This window comes from Sphingobacterium sp. 18053, assembly GCF_902706145.1.
GTDB classification, from domain to species: Bacteria; Bacteroidota; Bacteroidia; order Sphingobacteriales; family Sphingobacteriaceae; genus Sphingobacterium; species Sphingobacterium paramultivorum.
In genome coordinates, this window is the sequence record NZ_CACSJW010000010.1 from 116,167 (window position 1) to 136,851 (window position 20,685).

General features: G+C 38.6%; 16 protein-coding genes. 7 read left to right on the forward strand and 9 right to left on the reverse strand.

What is annotated here, in order from left to right; all coding sequences use genetic code 11:
* The first annotated feature begins 25 nt into the window (after positions 1-25).
* The 3 genes from GVK91_RS22530 to GVK91_RS22540 all read left to right on the forward strand — a co-directional run bounded on the left by GVK91_RS22530 (position 26) and on the right by GVK91_RS22540 (position 6,110).
* Positions 26-1,294 (forward strand): Gfo/Idh/MocA family oxidoreductase, encoded by a 1,269-nt coding sequence (locus GVK91_RS22530; RefSeq protein WP_159731405.1) that lies wholly within the window; start codon positions 26-28, stop codon positions 1,292-1,294.
* A 12-nt stretch (positions 1,295-1,306) separates the two neighbouring features.
* The gene (locus GVK91_RS22535) at positions 1,307-4,708 is read left to right on the forward strand and encodes a DUF1080 domain-containing protein (protein WP_159731407.1); all 3,402 of its coding nucleotides are present in this window, start codon (positions 1,307-1,309) and stop codon (positions 4,706-4,708) included.
* Between the two features lie 151 nt (positions 4,709-4,859).
* Complete coding sequence (locus GVK91_RS22540) at positions 4,860-6,110, forward strand: ROK family transcriptional regulator (RefSeq protein WP_153844923.1); 1,251 nt, start codon at positions 4,860-4,862, stop codon at positions 6,108-6,110.
* Here the strand turns inward: GVK91_RS22540 and GVK91_RS22545 are convergent.
* The 8 genes from GVK91_RS22545 to GVK91_RS22580 all read right to left on the reverse strand — a co-directional run bounded on the left by GVK91_RS22545 (position 6,107) and on the right by GVK91_RS22580 (position 14,811).
* Entirely contained in the window at positions 6,107-6,466 is a 360-nt protein-coding gene (locus GVK91_RS22545) for a CoA-binding protein (RefSeq protein ID WP_153844922.1), read from the reverse strand. The two genes, GVK91_RS22540 and GVK91_RS22545, sit on opposite strands and share 4 nt — an antisense overlap.
* Positions 6,467-6,594: 128 nt before the next feature.
* Positions 6,595-7,785, reverse strand: a complete 1,191-nt coding sequence (locus GVK91_RS22550) for a serine hydrolase (RefSeq protein WP_153844921.1) — start codon at positions 7,783-7,785, stop codon at positions 6,595-6,597.
* A gap of 382 nt (positions 7,786-8,167) precedes the next feature.
* On the reverse strand, positions 8,168-9,793 hold the full coding sequence (locus GVK91_RS22555) for a pyruvate dehydrogenase complex dihydrolipoamide acetyltransferase (protein ID WP_153844920.1): 1,626 nt from the start codon (positions 9,791-9,793) through the stop codon (positions 8,168-8,170).
* Positions 9,794-9,822: 29 nt separating this feature from the next.
* Positions 9,823-10,818 carry a pyruvate dehydrogenase (acetyl-transferring) E1 component subunit alpha gene (gene pdhA / locus GVK91_RS22560; RefSeq protein ID WP_046674850.1) on the reverse strand — a complete coding sequence of 332 codons (996 nt, stop codon included), beginning with the start codon at positions 10,816-10,818 and terminating at the stop codon, positions 9,823-9,825.
* A gap of 243 nt (positions 10,819-11,061) precedes the next feature.
* On the reverse strand, positions 11,062-12,444 hold the full coding sequence (gene hisS, locus GVK91_RS22565; protein WP_153844919.1) for a histidine--tRNA ligase: 1,383 nt from the start codon (positions 12,442-12,444) through the stop codon (positions 11,062-11,064).
* A 24-nt stretch (positions 12,445-12,468) separates the two neighbouring features.
* On the reverse strand, positions 12,469-13,209 hold the full coding sequence (gene rnc / locus GVK91_RS22570) for a ribonuclease III (protein ID WP_075990857.1): 741 nt from the start codon (positions 13,207-13,209) through the stop codon (positions 12,469-12,471).
* 84 nt (positions 13,210-13,293) lie between these two features.
* Positions 13,294-14,547, reverse strand: coding sequence for a beta-ketoacyl-ACP synthase II (fabF, locus tag GVK91_RS22575; protein WP_120333106.1), 1,254 nt, complete (start codon positions 14,545-14,547; stop codon positions 13,294-13,296).
* Between the two features lie 27 nt (positions 14,548-14,574).
* A complete protein-coding gene (locus GVK91_RS22580; protein ID WP_028070665.1) occupies positions 14,575-14,811 on the reverse strand; it encodes an acyl carrier protein in 237 nt (78 codons plus the stop codon).
* A gap of 287 nt (positions 14,812-15,098) precedes the next feature.
* On the opposite strand from GVK91_RS22580, the gene GVK91_RS22585 reads away from it, so the two are divergent.
* Together GVK91_RS22585 and pyk are read left to right on the forward strand one after the other, a co-directional pair.
* On the forward strand, positions 15,099-15,593 hold the full coding sequence (locus GVK91_RS22585; RefSeq protein ID WP_227550100.1) for an IPExxxVDY family protein: 495 nt from the start codon (positions 15,099-15,101) through the stop codon (positions 15,591-15,593).
* A gap of 134 nt (positions 15,594-15,727) precedes the next feature.
* Positions 15,728-17,155 carry a pyruvate kinase gene (gene pyk / locus GVK91_RS22590; RefSeq protein WP_153844918.1) on the forward strand — a complete coding sequence of 476 codons (1,428 nt, stop codon included), beginning with the start codon at positions 15,728-15,730 and terminating at the stop codon, positions 17,153-17,155.
* Positions 17,156-17,202: 47 nt separating this feature from the next.
* Here the strand turns inward: pyk and GVK91_RS22595 are convergent, their stop codons facing one another.
* Positions 17,203-17,532 (reverse strand): hypothetical protein, encoded by a 330-nt coding sequence (locus GVK91_RS22595; RefSeq protein WP_153844917.1) that lies wholly within the window; start codon positions 17,530-17,532, stop codon positions 17,203-17,205.
* Positions 17,533-17,913: 381 nt separating this feature from the next.
* Between GVK91_RS22595 and GVK91_RS22600 the strand changes: the two genes are divergently transcribed.
* On the forward strand, positions 17,914-19,746 hold the full coding sequence (locus GVK91_RS22600) for a sensor histidine kinase KdpD (protein WP_153844916.1): 1,833 nt from the start codon (positions 17,914-17,916) through the stop codon (positions 19,744-19,746).
* Positions 19,747-19,848: 102 nt separating this feature from the next.
* Positions 19,849-20,538, forward strand: coding sequence for a response regulator transcription factor (locus GVK91_RS22605; protein WP_172840643.1), 690 nt, complete (start codon positions 19,849-19,851; stop codon positions 20,536-20,538).
* The last annotated feature ends 147 nt before the right edge of the window (positions 20,539-20,685 follow it).

Below are 20,685 nucleotides of genomic sequence, written 5' to 3' on the forward strand. Positions count from 1 at the left end.
TTATAAAACAACTAATCCAACCAAAATGAAAGAACAGAATTCATCAAGGCGTGATTTCATAAAAAAATCCGTGGTCGGTGCTGCGGCATTTTCTATTGTACCACGCTTTGTACTCGGAGGACAGGGCTATCTTGCTCCGAGCGACCATCTAACCAAAGGTGTAATTGGTGTCGGCAATATGGGCCGTGGACACTTTGGCTACGCCGGAACCAAAACAGTAGCCATTTGTGATGTAGACAAAACCCATCTAGCGGCAGCACAAGCAGACTTAGGCGGTGGTGTGAAGGAATACCATGACTTTAGGGAGTTGATTAAATCTCCGGAAGTAGATATTGTGCATATTGCTACTCCGCCACATTGGCATGGACTGATGTCCATTGAAGCGGCAAAAGCAGGAAAAGATATCTGGTGTGAAAAACCAATGACACGTACTATCGGTGAAGGTAAAAAAGTGAAAGAAGCCATTGCACAACATGGCAATATCTTCCGTTTAAATACCTGGTTTCGTTTCAAGGATGACTTTTATGGAATGAATGTTCCAGTAAGCAAAATCAAAAAATTAGTTGATACTGGCATGTTAGGTTGGCCTTTGAAAGTTACGATAAGCAAACATACCGGCTTTGACTGGAAGTTCTATTGGGTAGGAAAAGAAAATTTATCAGAGGAGAAAGTACCGGCTGAACTTGACTACGATTTTTGGTTAGGTCCGGCGCCATACAAGCCTTACAATAAACACCGCGTACATACCACTTTTAGAGGATATTGGGATTATGATGGTGGCGGTCTAGGAGATATGGGGCAACATTATATGGATCCTGTTCAATACTTCTTAGGTAAAGACAACGAAAGCCCGATTACCGTCGACGTTGATGCTCCGCAGCAACATCCGGATGCCGTGGGCACATGGAGACGAATTACATTTACCTATGCCGATGGTTGTCAGATTATTTTAGACGGTGAAGCGAAAGATGAAAAGGCAGCCTATATTGAAGGTCCAAAAGGTAAATTATATCGAGGATTCCAATCAGATATACCAGATTTGGAAAGAAAACTTGCACAGTACCCTGAACCTGCACCACAGATTACTGACTTCTTGGAATCCGTTCGCACAAGAGAAAAGTTTGCACTGAATGAAATCAATGGACACCGTTCTTGTACCTTGGTCAACATGGGATTAGCAGCATTGCGACTGAACAGATCACTAAAATATGACTCCCAAAATGAGCTATTTATTAATGACGACGCCGCAAATAGATTAATTCACCAACCAATGAGAGGCCCTTGGTCTATTTAAAAAGATATCCTAATGAAAAGAATATTCAATTCGCTGACCGTATTGCTTCTTATATCTAGTGCAACCTACGCTCAGCAACCACAAAATAGAACGACTGCAACTAAAATAGCAGACGTATTGGCACAACAGCCTGCCGAAGAAAAAGAAAAGTTTTTACTTGCCATGCATGAGCTGGAAGGTTTTTCTTCTGATGACGTCGTTACCTTCCTCAAAGGACTTAAAGCACCAGGTAGCAACAATGCTCCGATAGAATTTGCGGCAAACAGCTATTCGTTTTACGTAAACCAACCAGGCAAAGAACAGCAGAAAAGAGTGTTTGTTGAAGGATTGGCAAAATCCATAGCGCAATTGAGTGAACCAACAAATCAGGTCTTTGCCCTACGCCTGTTACGTCAATGCGCCGATAATACAGCTATACCAGCTGTCGCTAATTGTTTGACAAACGATTATCTTGCCGATGCAGCAGCGAGAACCCTAGTATCTATTCGTACCCCAGAATCGACAGCAGTCTTAGAAAAAGCTTTAGCAGCATCCACAACAGAGAAAACTGCCATTGCCCTGGTTACAGCACTCGGAGATCTAAAAGATAAAAATGCTGAAAGTGCCATTTTAGGATTAACGCAAAAATATAATTCGGATGGCTTCCAAAGGACAGCATTAATCGCGCTGAGTAAAATCGGGGGCACAGCTTCTGAATCGCTATTCCAGGAAAAACTAAATGCTGCCGGCTATAGCTATGACAAATTGGATGCGGTAGGACTTGGTATTGACTATGCTCAAGCATTGATCGACAATAAACACGACCAAGATGCGGTTAAGTTCCTAAACAAGTTTTTCCAGGAATCACAAAAAGTAAAATCGATCAACGGCCAAATTGCATCGCTTAAATTATTGACGACCATCGACCCAGCGAAACAACAAAAGAACTTGTTAGCAGCTGTTAAGAGCGATAATGGTGCTTACCGTAACATTGCATTACAATTACTTGGAAAATACGGAAAAGGCGCCGACGCAAAAAGCTTGCTTGCTTTAGCAAGCAAGGGTACTCCTGAAGTGCAAGAAAGTGTATTGAACTACTTAGCCCACAATGGTTCGGCAAGCAGCTTAAAACTAATCCAGGCATTAGTAAATAAAACACAGTCTCCCGTAACTAAATTAGCTGGATTAAGTGCACTAAATACACTATCTCAGGGTAAAGAAACCAATACCTTAATCCAGGCGCTCAATGCTGATCAACAATTCAACAATTCGGTAAAAGCATTGATCCTGTCATCGAAAGATGCAAATGTCGTTACCGATGTCAACAATGCACTTGCCACTGTAGACGATGACAAAAAGATTCAATTGCTGGATATTTTAAGTAAACGTTCCAACAATGCATCATCCAAAGCTGTATTAGCCATAAAGAGTTCAAACCCTGCTGTCGAAGAAGCGATCAACAAAGCACTCCCAAATGTAGCTCAGGAATCGGACTTAGAAGAACTATTCAGTAGGTTAAACAATACGACAGACAATAAATCTGCCGTGCTATTGCAACGTGCCATTGTCAATGTGGTTCAGTCAAGCACAAATTCAAAAGGATTAACAGAAAAACTAGCAGCCAATATATCGAAGTCTGCAGCGCCTAATACGGCTAAATATTTCCCTATTTTTGCTGGACTTGGTGACGCCCAGTCATTGAAAGCTGTAACTGCATACCTTAACAACAATAATACAGGTCTACGGTCCGCAGCAATTGAGTCTTTGGCTAGCTGGTCTACCTCCAACGCACTGCCAGAATTGGTATCTCTTTCCCGAACAGAAAAAGACGATAATCTTTTCAATACGGTATACAGAGGATTAATTAAATCAATTTCTTCTTCTTCGAATACGCCTGAACAGAAAACTTTGTTATTAAGAGATGCATTCAACGTTGCCAAAACAACAGATCAGAAAAAAGCAGCATTATCGGCGTTACAACCTACAGGAACATACCAGTCTTTAGTTTTTGCCGCCGATTTAATGAACGACGCTCAACTTGGCGGAACTGCGGCCAATGTAGCGATGAACATTGCAATGGACAACAAGTTCTATGGCAAAAAGGTTAGAGAGGTTCTTGAACAGGTAATCGGTAAATTGTCGGGTAGTGAAAGTGGATACCTTAAAGAAGCTGTTGTTCGCTATCTTGCTGAAATGCCAATCAAAGAAGGCTATGTTTCGATGTTCAACGGTAAAGACCTAAGTGGCTGGAAAGGTTTGGTAGCGGATCCGATCAAACGAAGTAAAATGAACGAGAAAACTTTAGCAGCAGAACAAGCTAAAGCCGACGATATCATGCGCAAAGGCTGGACAGCATCCAACGGTGAAATTGCCTTCAGTGGTAAAGGAGATAATCTGGCTACCGTAAAGAAATATGGCGATTTTGAAATGCTCGTAGATTGGAAATTGGAGAACTATGGCGGTATAGAAGGTGATGCCGGTATCTACTTGAGAGGTACTCCACAAGTACAAATTTGGGATATTGCAAATACAAGAGTCGGCGCCCAAGTTGGCTCTGGCGGATTATACAACAACCAGAAAAATGAAAGCAAACCATTAAAGGTTGCCGACAATGCTACTGGCGAATGGAACACGTTTAAAATCAAAATGGTAGACGATAAAGTCACAGTTTGGTTAAATGGACAGTTAGTAACCGATAATATTCCTCTTGAAAACTATTGGGATAGGAACCAGTCAATTTTCCCTACCGAACAAATTGAGTTACAAGCGCATGGTTCAGTTGTTTATTATAGAGATCTTTTTATCAAGGAATTTCCAAGAAAACAAATCTTTAAATTGAGCGATCAAGAGAAAAAAGAAGGTTTTGAAGTACTTTTTGATGGAACAAACCTCGACAAGTGGACAGAAAACCAAGCTTATGTCGTCAATGACGAAGGTTATATCTGGGTGTATCCAAATGCAAAATTTGGTGGAAACCTTTACACAAAAGAAGAATATGCAGACTTCATTTATCGCTTCGACTTCAAATTAACTCCTGGTGCCAACAATGGTGTGGGAATACGCGCTCCTCTGGAAGGAGATGCCGCATATGAGGCTATGGAAATCCAGGTACTTGATGATGGTGCAGATGTTTATAAAGACTTGAAGCAATACCAATATCACGGTTCAATTTATGGAGTTGTTCCTGCCAAAAAAGGTCATTTAAAACCTGTAGGTGAATGGAACTCCGAGGAAATAGTGGTGAAAGGAAATCGCATCAAAGTTACACTGAATGGCGCGGTTATCGTGGATGCGGATATCGCAGAGGCAAGCAAAAATGGAACCCTGGATGGCAAACAACATCCCGGGCTTAAAAGAACCTCTGGTCATATCGGGTTTTTAGGACACGGTACCGAAGTATTCTTTAAAGATATTCGAGTGAAAAAACTCAAATAGTCTAAACTTATACGTAGAGAGGGGATAAGGAATCTTATCCCCTTTTTGCTAATTAGCCCACTTGCTTGTCAAGTGAGAAAAATAACCAAATGATTCCAAAACTTTTGCTAAATTAAAGCCCTGAGGATTCTATTTCAAAATATGATGTTTTATGACTAAAGCCGTAAACTTACTGATTAACAAAAAATTGGAGAGTAAACCTGAAAAGAAAAATCTGTTCAATAAAATCTCCATTATAAAATTAATAGCCGAATTAGGATCTGTATCGGTAAATGACATTGTAAAAAACCTCTATTTAAGCCTGCCTACGGTAAATAGCCTCATTGCAGAATTGCTGGAAGATGATTTTATCCGTCAATTTGACAAAGGAGAATCTATTGGAGGACGTAAACCCAATTTATATAAGCTTTGTGATGGATTGTTTCAGGTGCTATCGATTGAACTCCAACGTTTCTCCATCACACTGAGCATAATGGACAACAACCAGAACATTATTGCTGAAACGATTGAGCTTGATAATGAATTATCTCGCAATGGAGAAAATCTAGCTATTATCACACAAATCGTTGATCAATATCTCATCGATAAATCAGTTGATACCGAGAACCTAACAGGGATTATTATTGGCATGCCAGGACTAATCAACGCTGAAGAAGGTACCAACGAGACTTTTTTACATGAGGACAATCAATCCATAACAAACTATTTTGAGCGCATATATAAAAAACCGGTCTTCATTCTGAATGACGTCAAAGGTGCAGCTTATGCTGAATTAAAATTTGGATTGGCAAAAAACACAAAAAACAGTTTAATTATCCTAATGGATTGGGGGATAGGTTTAGGAATCGTGTCCAATGGCGAAGTCTACCTAGGCCGTGATGGCTACTCCGGCGAAGTAGGACATATGCCCTTTATCGACAACGGTGAACTTTGCTATTGTGGGAAAAGGGGCTGTTTGGAAACCGTAGCTTCCGGAATTGCTTTGGTCAACAATGCTAAACAGGAAATCCAAAAAGGAGAGCTGACTAAATTAAATGAATTGCAACCCGATGAATTACAACATTTAACACCGACACATATTATTGAAGCGGCAAACAAGGGTGATCAATTTGCAATAAATCAGATTTCAAAACTAGGGACAAATCTAGGAAAAGCTTTTGCATCCTTAATACAGCTACTCAATCCCGAATTGATCGTGTTGGGTGGAAAAATTGCAAAAGCAAATGAATTGATCACGATTCCGATACAGCAAGCCATAAATTCCTATACCATGGCCATTTTGAAGGAACATTGTGACATAAAAGTGTCAAGTCTAAATCTCGACAGCAATACCGTGGGTCTGACAAATTATTTTATCACGAAGTACCTATCGGTTGAATTGCTTCATAAATCCAAAATCTAAAACTGTCCTGTACTCAACAAGACAAGAGTACAGGCTCTTTCTGTCTTAATACCGTGCTCCATAGCGAGCTGTTCCAATTCTGCATTCTCCGCACCAGGATTAAATATGATCCGTTTTGGCTTCGTCGCTAATATATAATCGTAATATTCTTTCTGATTAGGCTCACTAAGATACATTGTCACAGTATCAATATCTGTATATATCTCACCTTTCTTTTCAATAGGAACTCCTGCAGCTTCCCCTCCACTCAAGCCAATATTGACGATAGCATGCCCATGTTTATGCAGCATATTTGCAGCTTTATTCGAATAACGTGAAGGATTGGTACTAGCACCTAAAATCAATGTTCTTTTCATCCCTTTTTATATCTTTTGTATTTACCTGTTGCATGCACACTCAAGGCGTGTAGATTATCTTCTTTGCCTGCTAATTACAATAGGATAAAGAAGATAATCCAAATTCTCAAAATAGCATCGCTCAGAAATTACTCATCAATGATAAAATCACCATGATTGCTATACGCATTTTTACGCAATACTGGCATTCCCATGATTTTATAAAGCTCGTCCAACTTGACCAAGCTTCCATTCGTCATATTAGAAAGTAAAACAATAACAATGTTTCTTTTCAAATCTCTTACATAAATATGTCTAAAACCGTGCCACCAACCTGTATGGTATACGATATGATCATTACCATGCTCAAACGTACGCCAACCGTAACCATAGCTAAAGATTCCCTTTTTGGCATCGGGATATCCCCGGTATGCCGAATCCAATGTTGACTGCTTTAACAATCGTCCATCTCTCAAAGCAAGATCAAAACGATAAAGGTCACGCACTGTACTATAAATTCCTTTGTCACCAAGCGGTCCATCCTGAAAATTTTGCACGACCGATCTTCGCCATACCTTGTCATGCCCAATAACGTTAGTCGGGATTTTATCATACACTGCCTTAGAAAGTGCAGCTGTATTTGTCATTCCGGCAACATTAAATACGCTATCTTTCATATACGTAGCATAATCTTGCTTTGATATCTTTTCAATAATGGCCCCTAAGACCATAAAGTTCGAGTTATTGTAAAAGAAACGGCCTCCTGGCGCACCATAGCGATTAGGCTTAAATTCGGTCAGCATTTTCATCACATCCTGATTCGTCATTCCTTTCTTGCGATCAGGCCAATGTTCCTCTGAAAAATAAACGTAATTAGGTAATCCCGAACGGTGTGTCAATAACATTTTTATGGTAATACCAGGATAAGGAAAATCTGGATAGAAGTCATTGATCGTTTGATCGAGCCGTAACTTTCCTGCCTCCACTAACTTTAAAATTCCAACAGCTGTAAGCGGTTTAGAAACGGAAGCGAGTTCAAATTTGTCATCAATTTTTAGACTATCCCGTTTTAAGTAATTGGCCCAGCCGAATGTATTCTGATATAAGATTTTACCATCTTTAGCAACAAGAACATTCCCATTGAATGCAGCTTTTGAATGAAGATTTTTCATAAAAGCATCGATCTTCTGATCTGCATTATTTGGATTATAGATGAGCCTTGTGCTATCCACTTTTGCCTGCGCTATCGCTGCTTCCTTCTGTTTTTTCTCTTTTGAACTACAAGCCACTGTAGATACAAACAAAAGAGCGACTATTCCCTTTAAAAAAAATAATTTCACTATACTAAGTCTCCCGGATTTTTGTGTTTTCTGTATTGTATATCAATAAATAGCCCCTATTTCCTGTGTCCTAAATAATATCAAATTATTGAAGCTCGTAATAGAAGGACCAGCATACTGATAATAATGCTAAAATGAAGATTTTAGTATAAAAAAACGAATTTTTCCCCACAATAATTGTTATTCATCGTATATGTTACCTTTTTTACGCACAGACTCTCCTTTACTATAGCGTTGGACAACGTGTACTTACTTCAACCAAACAGATAACGATAGAAACTATCGGTAAAAAAAGCTTTCCCGTGGAATGAGCTTAATCAATTAAGGCCATAAAAAAAGCCACTTTATTACTAAAGTGGCTTTTAATTCCTCTATTAAAGGATTATGCTAATAATCTTACTGGATTTTCAACCAAAGATTTTAATGTTTGCAAAAATGCAGCTCCAGTTGCACCATCAACCACGCGGTGATCACAACCCAAAGTCACTTTCATTACATTACCAGGAACTACAGCACCGTTTTTAACAACAGGAACTGCTTGAATAGCACCAACAGAAAGAATAGCTCCATCTGGTGAGTTGATAATGGATGTAAATTCGTCAATTCCAAACATACCTAAGTTGGAAACTGTAAATGTAGATCCTTCCCAATCCGCAGGCTGTAATTTTTTAGCTTTCGCCTTTTGGGCGAAGTCTTTCACCTCTGCAGAGATATGTGACAATGATTTACCATCTGCAAAACGCACAACAGGAACTAATAAACCATCTTCAACAGCCATTGCAACACCAATGTTGGTATGCTCGTTGAAACGGATTTTATCGCCTTGCCATGAAGAGTTTACAGCAGGATGTTTTTTCAAGGCAACAGCAACAGCTTTTACAACGATATCATTGAAAGAAACTTTTACTGGAGCAATCTCATTGATCTGTGCACGAGCAGCCATTGCATTGTCCATGTCAATAGATACAGTCAAATAAAAGTGTGGAGCTGTAAACAATGACTCTGCTAGACGACGCGCAATAGTTTTACGCATTTGGTTAACTGGTTTTTCAGTATAACGCTCTTCACCAACAAATGTAGGCAAAGTAATTGCTTTTGCTTCGGTTGCAGGAGCAGCTTTTGTCTCCGCAGGTTGTGCAGCAACAGGAACAAATGATTCAACGTCTTTCTTCACAATACGGCCACCATCTGCAGAACCTTTGATATCACCTAAGTTGATCCCTTTTTCTTGTGCAATTTTACGTGCTAAAGGAGAAGCTTTCACACGAGAATCATCGCTTGAAGACGATGCTACCGGTGCAGCAGTTACAGCAGCAGCTGAATCAGCTTTAGGAGCTTCAGCACTTTCCGCCTTTGCAGGTGCAGATTTTTGATTTAACAAAGGTGTGATATCAGTTCCAGCAGGACCAACGATCGCGATGATATCGTTAACCTTTGCAGCTTGTCCAGCTTCAAGACCAACATATAACAAGGTACCATCAGCATAAGCTGTAACTTCCATAGTCGCTTTATCAGTTTCTACATCAGCAATAGCATCGTCAGATTTAATCGTATCACCAACTTTGAAGTTCCATTGCGCAATGACGCCCTCTTTCATGGTATCACTTAACAAAGGCATTGTAATAACTGTACACCCCAATTCTTCAGGAGTTACAGTACTAGCCGAAGATTCTGATCCAGAAACTTCTTCTGCTTTTTTTTCTTCAGTTTTTTCTGGTGCTTTTTCAGCAGCAGGTGCATCACCACTCAACAATGCTTGAAAATCTTCACCCGGCTCTCCTAAAACAGCAATAACAGCATCAATAGCTACTGCTTCGCCTTCTTTGGGACCAATATATAAAAGAGTTCCTTCTTGGTAAGACTCAAAGTCCATCGTAGCTTTATCTGTTTCAATCTCAGCTACTAAATCACCAGAATTTACTTTATCACCAACTTTTTTGTGCCATTTCGCGATGACCCCTTCGGTCATTGTATCGCTCATTTTCGGCATTCTTACTACTTCAGCCATTCTTTATTATATTATCAAGTTAAAGAGTATTAATCTAAAATAAATGGATAGTCTTGTTGTACATATACATCTTTGTACAATTCATCTGCAGTTGGATAAGGAGATTCCTCTGCAAATTTCACAGACTCCTCAACGACCTTTTTCACATCAGCCTCAACTTCTGCAAACCAAGCGTCATCTGCATAGTTGTTTTCTAAAATAGCATGTTTAGTCGACAACAATGGGTCACGGTCTTTATACGCTTCTAGTTCTTCTTTCGTACGATATTTAGCTGGATCAGACATCGAGTGTCCTTTGTAACGGTATGTACGAATTTCTAGGAATGTTGGACCTTCTCCTGCACGAGCACGTTGAACAGCTTCGTCCATCGCATTATGTACAGCAACAACATCCATTCCATCAACCGGAGCAGAAGGCATATCGAAACCTAAGCCCATTTTGTAAATATCCTGCATGTTCGTTGTACGTTGTACAGAAGTACCCATTGCATAACCGTTGTTTTCACACACGAAGATAACCGGAAGTTTCCACAACATCGCCATGTTCAATGTCTCATTGAATGCACCTTGACGCACAGCTCCATCACCCATATAACAGATATTTACATTATCTGTACCAAGATATTTTTCAGCAAATGCAATACCAGCACCTAAAGGAATCTGACCACCAACAATACCATGGCCACCCATGAATTTGTGTTCTTTGGAGAAGAAGTGCATAGAACCTCCCTTACCTTTTGAACAACCAGTGATCTTTCCATATAATTCAGCCATACAAGCATTTGCAGAAACGCCTTTAGCCAAAGCGTGGGCGTGATCACGATAAGCAGTGATTAAAGAATCTTCAGGTTTGATTACTGACATCGTTCCAGCGACTACAGCCTCTTGTCCTATGTACAAGTGACAGAAACCACGAATCTTTTGCTGTCCGTAAAGTTGACCTGCTTTTTCTTCAAACTTACGCATAAGTAACATAGACTTATACCACTCCAAATATGTCTCTTTTGTTATAGGTGTTGAACTCATTTCAAAGTTTTGATTTTCTTACTATTCTAGACTACAAATCTAATAATTTTGGACGAATTTCCTTGCCCAAAAATCAATTTTATTTATACTTTAAGACACTTCTAAGACATTTGATTTAAAGTATATAGCATTTGATTACAAATAAATGAACGGCACAATCAAATAAATCAAAAACTTATGAAAATAAAAAAGCCAAAGGACTTAATAATCATTTGGCTTAATCTATTTTATGCAAACTGTTTGCTATCGAAGTTTTTGTATCAGCTCACTTTCAGTTACCTTTACCTGTTCCCCGCTTTCCATGTCCTTTAAAGACAATTGCCCTGAAGTAGCCTCTTCGTCACCCACTAATAATACGTAGGGAATTCCTTTCCCATCCGCATAACCCATTTGTTTTTTCAATTTTACAGGAGAAGCATAGAGTTCCGAAGCGATATTTTCCTTCCGAAGCTTATTGAGTAAATTCAGGGTATAACTTTCCAGTTGCTTATCAAAATTTATAATCAGGAGCTTGGTAGAATCGGCCTTACCGATAGGAAATAACTCCAGCTCTTCCAACACATCATAGATGCGATCCGCACCAAAGGAAACACCGACTCCTGTCAGCCCCTTCAGCCCAAACATACCTGTGAGATCATCGTAACGACCACCGCCACCTATACTTCCCATGGCAACCTCATTCGTCTTGACCTCAAAGATACAACCTGTATAATAATTAAGACCTCGAGCCAATGTAATATCCAGATCTATGATTTGATTAAGCAACTTTTCTTCAGCACCTAATTTGCTGACATAGTCAAACACTTCTTCAATCTCAGCAATACCATTTAAACCGACAGCAGAAGTTGCTAAAATCGTTTTTAAGGAAAACAGTTTCTCATCATTCGAGCCTTCCAATAAAATTATAGGTTTCAAAATAGCAAGATCTGCTTCTGTAAAACCTCTTTCCAACAGCTCTTTGTTGACACCTTCCAACCCGATTTTATCCAATTTATCGATCGCGACGGTCATATCCACAATCAGTTCCGGTTTTCCGATGATTTCAGCAATACCTGAAAGAATTTTCCGGTTGTTGATTTTGATATTAAAATCTTTCAGTCCAAAACGTTCGAAGGCTTCTTGATAAATCAAAATAAACTCAGCTTCATTCAATAGACTTTCTGACCCGACCACGTCGACATCACATTGATAAAACTCACGGTATCTTCCGCGCTGCGGACGATCTGCACGCCACACAGGTTGTACCTGAAAACGCTTAAATGGTAAAGTAATATCATTTTGGTGCATCACAACATAGCGTGCAAACGGCACCGTAAGATCATATCGTAGTGCTTTCTCTGATATATGAGGAATGAGCTTATTGGAATTTTTATCATGAAGCAGGTTATCTGGCGCTTTCGCCAAATAATCACCCGAATTAAGAATCTTAAAGATCAATTTATCACCCTCGTCACCGTATTTACCGGTAAGAGTTGTCAAATTTTCAAATGAAGGGGTCTGTATTTCATTATAGCCATATTTTCTGAATACCGTTTTCAGTGTATCGAAAATATAGTTACGTTTGATCATTTCGGAAGGTGAAAAATCACGCGTTCCTTTTGCCAAAGAAGGTTTTACTACTGCCATATTTGGCAAAGTTAATAAAATCCTTTATTCTACTTCCAGAATTTTAAGGAATTCACAGGCTTTTTCGGCAGCAGATTTCTCCGCAGATTTCTTATTAAAATCACGGCCAAGCCCACAAACAACGCCATCAACGACCGCTTCAATACTAAACATTTTAGAAGACTCCCCTTCTGGGTTGTCTGTTTGCCGAAATACGATCTCTTTGCCAGTATGTTGACACCATTCAATCAATCGACTCTTAAAGTTTGTTTCCGTCTGTTCCAATAGATGAATATCGACGTGCGGTTTAATAATTCGATTCAATAAAAAGCTCTTTGTAAAAACATAGCCCCTATCCAGATAGACTGCCCCTACCAATGCCTCAAAAGCATCTCCCAATAAGGATCCTTGTTTATTCGGAAAACTGATCATTCGCGCATCAAACTGGATAAGCTCATTAAACCCCAACTTTCTGGAAAGCTGGTTTAGGTTTGCTCTACTGACAATTTTTGAGCGCATTTCAGTAAGGAACCCTTCATCTTTATAAGGATACTTCTTAAATAACAGTTCAGCCACAACCGAACCCAAAACAGCGTCACCCAAGAATTCTAAACGTTCGTTGCTATTCTTTGCGCCCTCCTTAATTGTAACGGCGACAGACTTGTGTCTAAACGCCATCTTGTACAGATGTACATTTCCGGGAACAAATCCAAGCAGGTTTTTTAGTTTTCTAACGTATTCCCGATCTGGCGAAAAATATAATTTATATATCCTTGCAAAAGGCATCTCTTCTAAAAATAAGGCGACAAGTCCTAGTTAAAGAACCTGTCGCTAGCTCATATTATCAAACCATGTTTGAAGGATCAAACATTAAGCTTTATATTTTTTCACAATAACGGTAGCATTATGCCCACCGAAACCGAATGTGTTGCTCAACGCCGCATTAACGGTACGTTTTTGCGCTTTGTTGAATGTAAAATTCAAGTTATTATCAATTTCCGGATCGTCTGTAAAGTGATTGATTGTCGGAGGGACAATATCATTTTGAACAGCCAATATAGAAGCGATAGTTTCTATGGCCCCTGCAGCACCCAAAAGGTGTCCTGTCATTGATTTAGTTGAACTGATATTCAATTTATAGGCGTGTTCACCAAACAGGTCAACAATAGCCTTCGTTTCACTAATATCACCGACCGGTGTAGAAGTCCCATGAACATTGATATAATCAATATCTGAAAAATCCATCTCTGCATCATTTACAGCCATTGTCATAGCCAGTTTTGCGCCCAATCCTTCAGGATGCGATGCTGTGATATGATGTGCATCAGCACTCATTCCACCCCCTGCAATCTCTGCATAGATTTTTGCTCCACGTGCTAAGGCATGCTCCAAACTTTCTAAGATCAAGGCACCTGAACCCTCTCCCGAAACAAAACCATCTCTATCTTTATCAAAAGGACGCGAGGCTGTTTTAGGATCGTCATTTCTGGTTGACAAAGCATGCATAGCATTGAACCCACCAATTCCAGCTTCATTGACTGTAGCTTCTGATCCACCCGTAACAATCACATCAGCTTTGCCCATACGAATATAGTTAAAAGCATCTATCATTGCATTGGTAGCTGAGGCACAAGCCGATACGGCAGAAAAATTGGGACCACGAAGACCATGACGCATTGAAATATGTCCTGGAGCAATATCAACGAGCATCTTAGGAATGAAGAAAGGATTGAAACGAGGTGTTCCATCTCCTTTTGCAAAATTTGCAACTTCTTCAGTGAAAGTTGTTAAACCCCCAATTCCTGAACCCCAAATTACTCCGATACGATTTGTATCTAATTTTTCAAAATCTAAGCCAGCATCTTTAATTGCCTCATCTGTTGACGCAATTGCATACTGTACAAAAGGATCGACTTTACGAGCTTCCTTACGATCCATAAATTCATGCGGATCAAACCCTTTTACCTCACATGCAAACTGAGTCTTGAATTTTGACGCATCAAAATGCGTAATAGGAGCAGCTCCGCTTACACCATTTATTAACGCCTCCCAGTAAGCTGAGACGGTATTTCCAATTGGTGTAAGGGCGCCTAATCCTGTTACTACTACTCTTTTAAGCTCCATTTATTACGATTAGCCTAATTAAATTAGTTAGTTAACGTTTTTTTCTAAATAAGCGATTGCTTGACCAACAGTACCAATAGTCTCTGCTTGATCATCAGGAATAGCAACGTTGAATTCTTTTTCAAACTCCATGATCAACTCAACAGTGTCAAGTGAATCAGCACCTAAATCATTAGTGAATGAAGCTTCTGGTGTTACTTCGTTTTCGTCAACACCTAATTTTTCAACGATAATTGCTTTTACTCTTGAAGCGATATCTGACATGATTTTATAGTTTAATTGTTTAATAAATCTGTGCAAAGAAAAATAAATTTCATCAAAATTCAAACCTAAATTGATATTTAGATGAAAGTCACCACGTTAGGCGACCGAACTTATTCGCGTCTTATACTAGCTAACCCACTCTATATTAACTTAGTTCAAGTATAACAAAAAATATTTTGTATTCCAAACGCTCAGCTAATTAACTCAAATTTTACACAAAAAGTATATTCCAACCTTGAAATTATTAGTACCTTCGTTAGCAGAGGAACATATATTTAAGCATTAAAGTGGTCAATAAGTTAGTAGCAAGATTAGATATGGATATGGACGAAGAGTTGGATTTTACCCTACTCGCCATTACCTGTTCTTTGAAAGATTACCGACTCTGCCATTTCATCAACAAGGAGACTAATCTGAATTTTTCCAGAGGAAAAGAAAGCAAATACGACCACGATGGTCGACAAAAAAACAAACCCGAAGAAGAACTTGAATATCATATTATCTTTGACACAAAGAAAAAAATAAGCTACCACTTCACTGCTTTTCATCACCTTATCCCCGATGCCGATACCGAATATTTTCTTATCAACAATAAGAGCATCGAAGGAACTTATTTAATTCCTGAAAACCCCCACTTTGATTTTTTTATCATTATAAAAAACTACATCTGTGAGGATGACGTGGAACATATTATCAAAAGGATCAGCAAATTACCCGAAGTCGTCATTGCAAAAGAAATATCGCCAAAAATATTGAAATCTAAAGAAAATCTCATATTTTAGCAAACTGTAGGTTAGTGTAGCAAATACACCCCAGTTTAGATCTAAATTAATTCGATTTAGTTTTGACAGAACACAACAATATAGTTTGCTATTTGTTGTGATTAATGAAGAACATTTAAAATACAAAATAACAGATGGAAAAAGTTCAAAAAAGGACTAAAATTGTCGCAACATTAGGCCCTGCCTCGGCAGACAAACAAGTTTTGACCAACATGATTGCCAAAGGGGTTGATGTGTGCCGGTTGAATTTCTCTCATGGCAGCCAGGAAGATCACCTTAAGGTAATCGAAACTATAAATGCAATAAATAATGAAACAGGATTCAATGTTGCCATCTTAGCCGATTTACAAGGTCCAAAAATTAGGATCGGAAAAATGAAAGAAGGTGGCGCTGTTCTCGTGAATGGTTCAAAAGTTGAAATCACGACACACGAGCTTATCGGAGACGAAAACAGAATCTACATTACATACGAAAACTTTCCAAACGATGTTGAAGCCAACGAAATCATTTTACTTGACGACGGAAAACTTCAACTTCGTGTTTTAGAGACCAATCATAAAGACACTGTTGCCTGTGAAGTTGTACACGGAGGTGTTCTTACTTCACGTAAAGGCGTTAACTTACCAAATACCAAAGTATCTATCCCTTCGTTGACCGAAGAAGATTTAGACAACTTGAATTTTGCCTTGGATCATGGTGCAGACTGGATCGCTATGTCTTTCGTCCGTTCGGCAGAAGATATTTTTCAATGTAAAAAAATCATTGAGGCAAAAGGAAGCCATGCACGTGTAATCGCAAAAGTTGAAAAACCAGAAGCGATTGAAAATATTGATGCAATTATTGAAGCTACAGATGCTGTTATGGTTGCTCGTGGAGACTTGGGTGTTGAGCTTCCAATGGAAGAGGTACCAGGACTTCAAAAGATCATCGTACAGAAATGTAGAGATCTTTCAAAACCAGTGATCATTGCGACACAGATGTTGGAAAGTATGATCACTACACCACGTCCTACACGTGCTGAAGTAAATGACGTAGCCAACTCCGTATTGGATGGAGCGGATGCTGTGATGTTAAGTGGCGAGACTTCAGTTGGTGAATTCCCTGAAATCGTTATCGAAACAATGAGCAAAATCATTATCCACGTGGAACAAACTTCTTATCCTTATTATAATGAGAAAGTTAGTGAAATCCACGACGGAACACTTATTCCGGACGCGATTTGTGCTTCTTCAGTTTACCTTGCTCAAAAAACAAATGCATCAGCAATTGCGGTATTAACATCATCTGGAGCAACAGCGTTTGAAATTACAAGTTATAGACCAAATGTAGATATCTTAGTTTTCACAGGAACACAAAAATTGCTGAAACAACTCAGCCTACTTTGGGGAGTAAAAACATTTATCTACGACAAGTTCGAAAGCACGGATGGATCTATCCATGATGTTAACAAATTTATTGTAAAAAATAACTACGTTAAACCTGGATCTATCATTATCAATACAGCTTCGACGCCGTTAATCGAAAAAGGTAAAACAAATACAATCCGTGTTTCCCAGCTATAATGGACAATAAGGATTAAAGCAAAAAAAATAGTGTTCTAGATAGAACGCTATTTTTTTTGCTTGTTTGGATACAAGGAGTCGATTTTTAATTTAAAGTCCTTCACCTTTAACGAATCATTCAAGCGCCTAAACGGAAGATTGTTTTCTTTCTCATCACCTTTGGGCATTTTTTCTGTTCCTGGCATCGGAGCTAAACCATCCACACGATTTGGCTTCTTAATGGGCATATGATATTTTTCATCTGAAGAATCCAATTTTAGGACAGGCATCTTTGATTCTTTTTCCTCCATTAAAGGAATCTGCGGCTTTACCTTCACCTGCCCCAAAGCAATGGTCCCTATGGAAGATAATACCAATAATAATACATAACTTTTCATCTCTATATAGTTGTTAAAGAGTATCTGCACTCATTTGCACCAATGAACACGTTATACTCGGCTTATTCACTTCTACAGCAGCCAGACTCGACCGCGTAGATTAAATTTATCAAATAGACCAATTCAGCACATAATTCATTTCTATTCACTAATTTACAAACAACAGCACCTATATTTAAACAGATTGCTGTTAAACATTGTTAAAACAGCATCAAAACACATTAGCATCTTTATATTTGTAACAATTTAAGAAAATATGAGCTACCGGACCTTAAATGGCCACTCACATGGTATAAGGGATGGATACGCAAATGGTAAATAAACTGAGTGCTATAAACTTTGTTATATATTCAAAATACATTTATTTAATACCCAATTCTAATGAAGAAAAATAGCATTGTATTAATCATTGGACTGATGTCTCTAGCTCTAATTGGGGTATTGGCTATGCAATTCTATTTTCTGAGAGATTCCTATCGTCAAAAATCCCAATTATTTGATGAGTCCGTCAATGCTGCGATTACAGCTGTTGCCGGAAAGCTTGAACGACGGGAAGTGGTCGACTTTGCTAAAGTTCAACAGGAACGTAATATTGAAAAATCCAAGCAGGAACAAGCCAAACAACGTCTTTTGGCCGAGCAACTCGAAATACAGTATAGAATTGAAGAATTAAAAAACAAACAGCATGTTGTTTTCTCAAACTTTAAAGAGCAAGAAGACCAATTACGCGCATTGTATCCAAATGTAATTGAAATCAAGAATTCTTTTTACGAAACATACATCAAAAGACCGGAGTACCAGAAATTCATCAAATTTTCTGTTTCAAATGAGCTTACCGACGATAATCTGGTACAGGCTTTTATCATGTTAAATGCATCAAAGGTAGATGATCAGATTAGTGGAAAAGACGATAGCACACGGTTTGTTATCCCCCTTATGGACCCACTGGTCAATCAACAGACAAAATTCAGGGTAGCCACATTACCACCTAGAGAGAACACGAAACTTGCAAAAACAATTTCTGATTTGGAAAAAAGATTGGATATTCTCAACAGAAAAAATGCTTGGAGTGGTTTTAATGTATACGATTCCGTTGCCATGCTGGGGGGCAAAAAAGCAGACTACATCGAAGATGTTGCTATTGGAATGGAGCTGGCTAAACGTCCGTTAAAAGATCGATTGAATGTTATCATCGTCCAAGAACTTATCAAAGAAGAGTTGGCTCAACGCGACATTAAAGCTCCTTTTAATATTGAAATATGGAGTACAAACAATATATTACTGAATAATATTTTAAACGAAGCCGCTTTAAATAACCCAACAAATACAACAAAATACTCGACCGCACTTTTTAAAGGTGATATCGGTGCTGCGCCAGGGAAATTAACAATCTATTTCCCCAATAAAAAGGCAATAATCGCAGATAATATGGGCTATCTGTTACTACCTATGCTGGCACTACTTTTCTTGTTGGTGGGTTGTTTTGCTTATACACTGATTATCATCTTCAGACAAAAGAAAGTTTCGGAAATGAAAACAGATTTCATCAACAACATGACGCATGAGTTTAAAACACCTGTTGCAACAATTATGATTGCTAGTGAGTCACTTAAAGATCCAGACATCAATGCCGACCACAAGCGCGTTCAGAAATTGGCTAATATCATCTACGACGAAAATGTTAGACTCGGAAATCATATTGAACGTGTACTCGATTTGGCAAGACTAGAAAAAGAAACGCTAAAACTCGACCAGGTAGAAGTAAGCATCAATGATCTTGTTTCTGCAGTAACGGACAGTATGCAGCTACGCATGCAGAATATCGGCGGAAAATTCAGTATAGATCTTGCAGCGACAAAGGATATTGTCATCGGTGATGAGTTACATTTTTCGAATGTATTTTACAATTTATTGGATAATGCCATCAAGTACAGCAAAGGAGATTTACATGTCAACATCAATTCAAAAAATGTTGGCGATACCATTGTCGTCACTATTGCCGACAACGGTATTGGGATGAGCCGGGATCACCTGCAAAAGATTTTCGACCAGTTCTACCGTATTCCAACTGGAAATGTTCATAATGTCAAAGGATTTGGTCTTGGCTTAAGTTATGTACAGGACATCCTGAGAAGGCTGAACGGAAAAATTACAGTTAAAAGTGAAAAAGATAAGGGCACGACCTTTGAAGTAATTTTGCCTATTAAAAAATAAAACGTTCCTTTTTTGTATATTTCCTCTTTAAAAAATTTCAAAGGTTGAGGAAAGCTGATTTATCAGCATCAAGGGACATTGGTGAAAATTAATATAATCATTATGCAAAAGATATTATTAGCAGAAGATGATCCTAATTTGGGGGATCTTTTAAAAGACTATCTCGAATTAAAGGGAAAATTTGACGTCACATTATGCACGGATGGAGATGAAGCGATTTCTCAATTCAAAAAAAATAACTACGACCTCTGTATTTTCGATGTCATGATGCCAAAAAAGGACGGATTTACAGTTGGACGTGAAATCAGAAAAACAAACAACACTGTTCCTATTATCTTTGCCACAGCAAAGGGGATGATGGAAGATAAAACCGAAGCCTTTGAATTAGGGGGAGATGATTATATCACAAAGCCTTTTCGAGTGGAGGAATTATTGCTCCGCATCAATGCTTTGCTGAAGCGCAGTGTTCGAGACAAAGAAGAGGAAGTGGTTGCTGATAAATTTGAAATTGGTGATTATTTCTTTGATTATACAAGTCAGCAAATTTCTTACAAAGGACAGATGCAAAAACTATCCACCAAAGAAGCGGAACTACTACGTTTGCTTTGTTTAAAGAAAAATGATGTGCTGACCCGGGAAGAAGCTTTATTAAAAATATGGCATGATGACAACTACTTTACGGGTAGAAGTATGGATGTATTTCTCAGTAAACTTCGTAAATATCTAAAAGAAGATAGTAAGGTTGAAATTGTCAATGTGCACGGAAAAGGTTACAAACTTTTGGTGAGCTAAAAGAATGGGGAATGAGAAACAGTCATTCCCCATTTTTTATGCCACAACGTATTGAAACATGGCATACACTAAATCACGGATGAAAAGAAAAGAACAAAACAATTTTATCCTTAGTAGAATATAAAAAATTGATGCACTTTTATAAAA

Coding starts and splice junctions, on each gene's coding strand:
- GVK91_RS22530 (WP_159731405.1), top strand. CDS start 26: ATGAAAGAACAGAATTCATCAAGGCGTGATTTCATAAAAAAATCCGTG.
- GVK91_RS22535 (WP_159731407.1), top strand. CDS start 1,307: ATGAAAAGAATATTCAATTCGCTGACCGTATTGCTTCTTATATCTAGT.
- GVK91_RS22540 (WP_153844923.1), top strand. CDS start 4,860: ATGACTAAAGCCGTAAACTTACTGATTAACAAAAAATTGGAGAGTAAA.
- GVK91_RS22545 (WP_153844922.1), bottom strand. CDS start 6,466: ATGAAAAGAACATTGATTTTAGGTGCTAGTACCAATCCTTCACGTTAT.
- GVK91_RS22555 (WP_153844920.1), bottom strand. CDS start 9,793: ATGGCTGAAGTAGTAAGAATGCCGAAAATGAGCGATACAATGACCGAA.
- pdhA (WP_046674850.1), bottom strand. CDS start 10,818: ATGAGTTCAACACCTATAACAAAAGAGACATATTTGGAGTGGTATAAG.
- hisS (WP_153844919.1), bottom strand. CDS start 12,444: ATGGCAGTAGTAAAACCTTCTTTGGCAAAAGGAACGCGTGATTTTTCA.
- rnc (WP_075990857.1), bottom strand. CDS start 13,209: ATGCCTTTTGCAAGGATATATAAATTATATTTTTCGCCAGATCGGGAA.
- fabF (WP_120333106.1), bottom strand. CDS start 14,547: ATGGAGCTTAAAAGAGTAGTAGTAACAGGATTAGGCGCCCTTACACCA.
- GVK91_RS22580 (WP_028070665.1), bottom strand. CDS start 14,811: ATGTCAGATATCGCTTCAAGAGTAAAAGCAATTATCGTTGAAAAATTA.
- pyk (WP_153844918.1), top strand. CDS start 15,728: ATGGAAAAAGTTCAAAAAAGGACTAAAATTGTCGCAACATTAGGCCCT.
- GVK91_RS22595 (WP_153844917.1), bottom strand. CDS start 17,532: ATGAAAAGTTATGTATTATTATTGGTATTATCTTCCATAGGGACCATT.
- GVK91_RS22600 (WP_153844916.1), top strand. CDS start 17,914: ATGAAGAAAAATAGCATTGTATTAATCATTGGACTGATGTCTCTAGCT.
- GVK91_RS22605 (WP_172840643.1), top strand. CDS start 19,849: ATGCAAAAGATATTATTAGCAGAAGATGATCCTAATTTGGGGGATCTT.